Below are 5387 nucleotides of genomic sequence, written 5' to 3'. Positions count from 1 at the left end.
TCAACGACCGGAGGAAGGAGTCACCCCGGAGCCGAGCGGAGCGATGGCCTCGTCCGACGCGCTGGCATCGGGTCTGGCGGGAGCCGACCGAAGGACGGCGGGGGACTGCGCGACGGAGGAGGCCATCGCGCAGCGGCCGCACCCACACCGCGGACCCAGGTGAGCGCGTTTCGTCTCGTCGCTGCGCTCCTCGCTCAACGACCGGAAGAAGGAGCCACCCCGGAGCCGAGCGGAGCGATGGCCTCGTCCGACGCGCCGGCATCAGGCCTGGCGGGAGCCGACCGAAGGACGGCGGGGGACCGCGCGACGGACGAGGCCATCGCGCAGAGCCCCCCGACATGACGGCGGGGCGAGTCAGGGGGCGGTTCGCGGGCGCGGCTCGTCCGCGGATCCGGATTCCGCCGACGCCGCCGCATCCGACCCCGCCGCACCCGGAGCCGCTGCTTCCGACTCCGACGGCGGGATCGTCGCCGCGGAGACCCCGGCGCCCTCGCCGAGCGGAAGGAGCGCCAGCGGCAGCGGGCTCGTCGGCTCGGGCAGGCCGTACAGGCGGTGCACCCAGCCGCGCGCGGACTCGAGCGGATACGAGTCGCCGTACACGATGCACTTGCCGAGGATCCCCTCGAGGAGGCTCCGCAGCATGATCTCCTCCACCGCGGGGTCCGCGGCGCCGCGCTCCCGGAAGATCTCGCGCACGGCGTCCTCCGCGGCCGTGACCGCGTCGGCGTGACGCGCCTCGGACTCGGCGAACATCCGCCGGGTGGACGGCTGCTGCTGGATCGCGAGGACGACCCGCTGCAGCGGCAGGGCGACGGCGGTCATCGCGAGCGCCGAGTCGATCACGGCGGTCAGCCTCTCGTCGGCGGTGCCGCGCACCCGCGCGATCCCGACGAGAGCGTCGAACCACAGATCGATGACGGCGGCGACGAGCTGGTCCTTCCCGCCGAAGTAGTAGTTGACCAGGCCCTGCGCGACCCCGGCGCGACGGGTGATGTCGGAGATGGTGGCACCGTCGACCCCGCGCTCGGCGAACACGTCGATCGCGGCCTCGATGATGCTCTGCCGCGAGCGCTCGCGGGCGCGGCGATTGTGCTCGGCGGAACGTGCCATGCCGGTGCGCCTCCCTCCATCCGTTTCGGGATTGCGGACGTACCCGCTACGTTACTCACTGAATATTCGTTCAATCTAAGAGAGCCCCCAGCCTCGCTAGGAGTCCGCATGCACGGCACCGCCCGCCTCGACCTCAACGACCTCGGCAGCCTGATCCAGTGGCTCTTCGGGCAATGGTGGGTGTACGCGATCCTCGGCGCGATCCTGCTGGTCGTCATCGTGATCTGGCTGCTGCCCGCGTCGAAGGTCAAGCCGTCCGAGGCGTTCTCGACCGACGACCGGGAGGCGAACGAGATCGCCCTCGGATTCCTGCAGATCACGAACCTCCCGTCCGGCCCGTGGAACGACCCGACCGCCTCGGCGCTCACGGACGTCGAGAAGAAGCACCTCGTCGACCAGTGGGGGCTGCACAGCCAGGAGGACTGGCTGGCGAACATCGAGCGGCTCACCACGGATCGGCGCCGCCGGGACGTGTGGGTCACCTGCCTCGCCATCCGCGACGAGACCGCGCAGCGCCTGGGCCGCGTGCCCAAGAGCCGCGAGTGGACGGCGGCGATCGTCGAGGCGGGGGGCGACAAGCGCGACGCCCGCACGTTCGTGGCCGCCATCGAGCAGATCGAGCAGCAGGTCCGCAAGCTCGTCGGCAAGGACATCGTGACGCCCGAGGTCTTCGTGCGGACCCTCGACGGGTACGCCCTCGGGCAGGCCGTGGCCCTCACCACCTGGGGTGTCGCCCTGGGCTTCGCTGACGTCGCCGAGGCGCGCGAGATCATCCATCGGATCAACGTCGCCGGCCGCCCGGCCTTCTCGTCCTGGGCCGACTTCGGGCTCAGCTACATCACCGGGCGCGTGATGCACTGGAGCGACGGCAAGCTCGGCGAGAAGACGTTCGAGAAGCTCGGCGACGGGTGGCCGGACTTCCGGGCGGCGGGGACCGCCAAGCGCAACGGACCCTGGGCCGCCCTCCCCTGGCGGATCGGATGACTCCACCCGAGCCGATCCGGGTCGACCTCTCCGCCCTGGAGAGCTCTCCCGGACTGGGGGCCATCCTGCGGTACGAGCGGATCGCGGGGATCCCTGTGATCCGGCGCTTCTTCGTCGTCCTGACCGGCGTCCTCGTGCTCACGGCCGCGGTCGTCGCGGCGATGTGGGGCCTCGGACGGATCGGTCTGCTCGAACGGGCGCCCCTGATCGCCGTCTTCGCCGTGTTCTACGGCCTGCTGGGCGCCGTCGGGTTCGTCTGGTTCGCCGTCGGCCTGTCCCGGCGGGCGAAGCTGGCGCTCTTCGCCTGGACGAACGACTGGGCGTACGCGGACTCCCTGGAGCGCGTCGGGCGCCGGGGCGCGGCGTTCACCCGGATCACGCGCCCCGTCGAGCGCGGCGTGATCGCGTCCGACGATCCGCGGATCCCGTTCGAGCTGGGGGTGGTCCACTCCGTCGGCACGCGCGACCAGGGCGCGACCATGCAGCGCCCGTTCGGGTTCGTGGAGCTGCCGCTGCCGTCGAAGGTGCCGCACATCGTGCTGCGCAACCGGCGTCGCAGCATCGTGCCGACGCTCGGTCTGCGCGGAGCGCGGATGGAGCTGGAGGGCGACTTCGCGAAGACGTTCCTCCTGCTGGTCCCCGAGGGCTACGAGCAGGACGCGCTGTACGTGTTCACCCCCGACCTCATGGCGCGCGTGCAGGATCTCGGTTCCGGCGCGGAGCTGGAGCTCGTCGAGGACCGCGCCTACGTGTACCTTCCGGGCGGCACCCGCTTCGACCGGCCGGACGTCATGCGTCGGACGATCGAGATGGCCGAGGAGCTGCACCGGCGCCTCGCCGACCGCACCGCCCGCTACCGTGACGACGCGGCCGGGGCCCTGGCGGCCCGGGCGGGTGTCGCGGTCGGCCTCGGCGGGCAGCGTCTGGGCGGTCGGGGGATCTCCCTGATGGCGGTCGCGGCCACCACGGGCGTCGTGATCCTCTCCGCCGGCGTCACGGCCTTCGCCCTGTTCGGCGGAGACCTGCTGCGGTCCCTGGGGGGCTGACCGCGCAGGCAGGACCGGGAGGGGAAGACTTCTCGGCGATCCCCTCCCGCGCCCTCGGACGTCAGTCGATGACGGCGACGGCCTCGTCCGCGGCGACCGCGTCCCCTTCCTGGAGCTCGCGACGCAGGACGCCCGCCCGGTGCGCCACGACCGTCGTCTCCATCTTCATCGCGTCCAGCACGGCGACCGGGTCCCCCTCGGCGACCTCGGCCCCGTCGGCCACGAGCCAGCGCACGAGCACGCCGGGCGCGGGGGCGGCCAGTCGCGCGGGGTCCGGTCCCGGGATCGGTCCGGACTCCGCGGGACCCGCCGCCCCGGCGAGGCCCGCGAGCAGCGCCTCGGGGATCCCGACCCGGATCCGGCGGCCGTCCACCTCGACGGCGAACCGCCGCATCCCGCTCTCCTCGGCGGGCTCCGGACGCTGCTGCGCCTCCGACCGCGGGAGGAACTCCGTCTCGATCCACTGCGTGTGCACGCCGAATCCGTCGGTGGCGAAGTCGGGGGCGTCGACGACGAGCCGGTCGAACGGGACCACGGTCGCCGGCCCCTCGATGTCCAGCTCCCGCAGGGCGCGGCGGGCCCGGACCAGAGCAGCGTCCCGCGAGGGCGCGTGCACGACGAGCTTGGCGATCAGGGAGTCGAAGGCGGCAGGGATCGTGTCCCCCGCCTCCACACCGGCGTCCCAGCGCACGCCGGGCCCGCCGGGCACCCGCAGCCGGTCGACCCGCGCGGGGCTCGGCAGGAAGCCGCGGCCGGGATCCTCGGCGTTGATCCGGAACTCAAAGGCGTGCCCCTCGGAGAGCGGGGTCTCGGTGAACGAGGGCCCGTCGCCCTCGGCGATCCGGAACTGCTCGCGGACGAGATCGACGCCCGTCACGGCCTCCGTCACGGGGTGCTCGACCTGCAGGCGCGTGTTGACCTCCAGGAACGAGATCGTCCCGTCCGCGGCGAGGAGGAACTCGACGGTCCCCGCGCCGCGATAGGCGACCTCCGCGCAGATCCGGCGTGCGGCCTCGTGGATCCGGTCCCGCTGCGCGTCGGACAGCCCCGGCGCCGGAGCCTCCTCGACGAGCTTCTGGTTGCGACGCTGCAGGGAGCAGTCGCGGTCGCCGACCACGACCACCGTCCCTCGACCGTCGCCGAGCACCTGCACCTCGATGTGGCGGGGCGATTCGAGGAAGCGCTCGACGAAGCACTCCCCGCGCCCGAAGGCGGCGACCGCCTCGCGCGTCGCCGCCTCGAACGCCTCCGCCACCTCCGCGGCGTCCCGGACCACCTTGAGCCCCCGGCCCCCGCCGCCGTACGCGGCCTTGATCGCGATGGGAAGGCCGTGCTCGTCGGCGAAGGCCACCGCCTCGGCCGGACCCCGTAACGGCCGGTCGGTCCCCGCCGCCAGCGGCGCCCCCACCCGCTCGGCGATGCGACGGGCGGTCATCTTGTCCCCCAGCGCGTCGATGCTCTCCGGCGTCGGGCCGATCCAGGTGAGCCCCGCGTCCTCGACCGCTCGTGCGAACGCGGCGCTCTCGGACAGGAAGCCGTACCCGGGGTGCACGGCGTCCGCGCCGGCGTCGGCCGCGGCCCTCAGCAGCGCCGGCACGGACAGGTACGTCTCCGCGGCGGAGGAGCCCCCCAGGCCCACCGCCTCGTCGGCGAGCCGCACGTGCATCGCATCGGCGTCCTGGTCGGCGTACACGGCGACCGAGGCGTACCCGGCCTCGGCGCAGGCGCGGACGACGCGCACGGCGATCTCGCCGCGGTTCGCGATCAGGATCTTCTTCATGACGGGTCCTCCTCGGACGATGCGCCGCGGCGCGGCGCCGCGCGGAAGCGGATGCGGGCGCCGGGCGGCAGCTGCCCGGCGAGATCGAGATCGCGGTCCACGACCGCCCCGATGATCGGGTAGCCGCCGGTGAGCGGGTGGTCCGGCAGGAACAGGACCGGCTGCCCGTCCGGGGGGACCTGGATCGCACCGGTCACCGCGCCCTCGCTGGGAAGCTCCCCCGGCACCGCGCGCTCGAGCGCGGCCGCGCCCCGCAGCCGGATGCCGACGCGGTCCGACCGCGGCGTGACCTCCCACTCCTGCCCGAGGAGCGTGTCGAGCGCGTCGGGACGGAACCAGTCGTCACGGGGACCCCAGGTGATGCCCAGCTCGACGACCTCGCCGGCGGCGGGGAGCGCCCGGGGCACCGGCGCGGGATCCACGGCGTGCGGGGCGCGGCGGGGATCCCCGATCCGCACCGCATCCCC

The 5387-nt window shown here is 73.6% G+C and carries 5 protein-coding genes; 2 read left to right on the top strand and 3 right to left on the bottom strand.

What is annotated here, in order from left to right; all coding sequences use genetic code 11:
* Positions 1-354 precede the first annotated feature (354 nt).
* On the bottom strand, positions 355-1110 hold the full coding sequence (locus MR1_RS09105) for a TetR/AcrR family transcriptional regulator (protein ID WP_084344492.1): 756 nt from the start codon (positions 1108-1110) through the stop codon (positions 355-357).
* A 108-nt stretch (positions 1111-1218) separates the two neighbouring features.
* On the opposite strand from MR1_RS09105, the gene MR1_RS09100 reads away from it, so the two are divergent.
* Together MR1_RS09100 and MR1_RS09095 are read left to right on the top strand one after the other, a co-directional pair.
* Positions 1219-2094 carry a DUF1266 domain-containing protein gene (locus tag MR1_RS09100; protein ID WP_067245258.1) on the top strand — a complete coding sequence of 292 codons (876 nt, stop codon included), beginning with the start codon at positions 1219-1221 and terminating at the stop codon, positions 2092-2094.
* Complete coding sequence (locus tag MR1_RS09095) at positions 2091-3140, top strand: hypothetical protein (RefSeq protein ID WP_067245256.1); 1050 nt, start codon at positions 2091-2093, stop codon at positions 3138-3140. Before MR1_RS09100 ends, MR1_RS09095 begins: the two co-directional genes overlap by 4 nt.
* A gap of 61 nt (positions 3141-3201) precedes the next feature.
* Here the strand turns inward: MR1_RS09095 and MR1_RS09090 are convergent, their stop codons facing one another.
* Positions 3202-4920, bottom strand: a complete 1719-nt coding sequence (locus tag MR1_RS09090; protein ID WP_067245253.1) for an acetyl/propionyl/methylcrotonyl-CoA carboxylase subunit alpha — start codon at positions 4918-4920, stop codon at positions 3202-3204.
* Positions 4917-5387 (bottom strand): 5-oxoprolinase subunit C family protein (locus MR1_RS09085; RefSeq protein ID WP_169797672.1); only part of this gene is annotated, 471 nt, incomplete at its 5' end. The genes MR1_RS09090 and MR1_RS09085, both read right to left, overlap by 4 nt.

It is taken from the genome of Microbacterium resistens NBRC 103078 (assembly GCF_001552355.1).
Taxonomy (GTDB): domain Bacteria; phylum Actinomycetota; class Actinomycetes; order Actinomycetales; family Microbacteriaceae; genus Microbacterium; species Microbacterium resistens.
The sequence above is the reverse complement of the archived record's forward strand: the minus strand, read 5'-3'. Positions and strand labels throughout refer to the sequence as shown.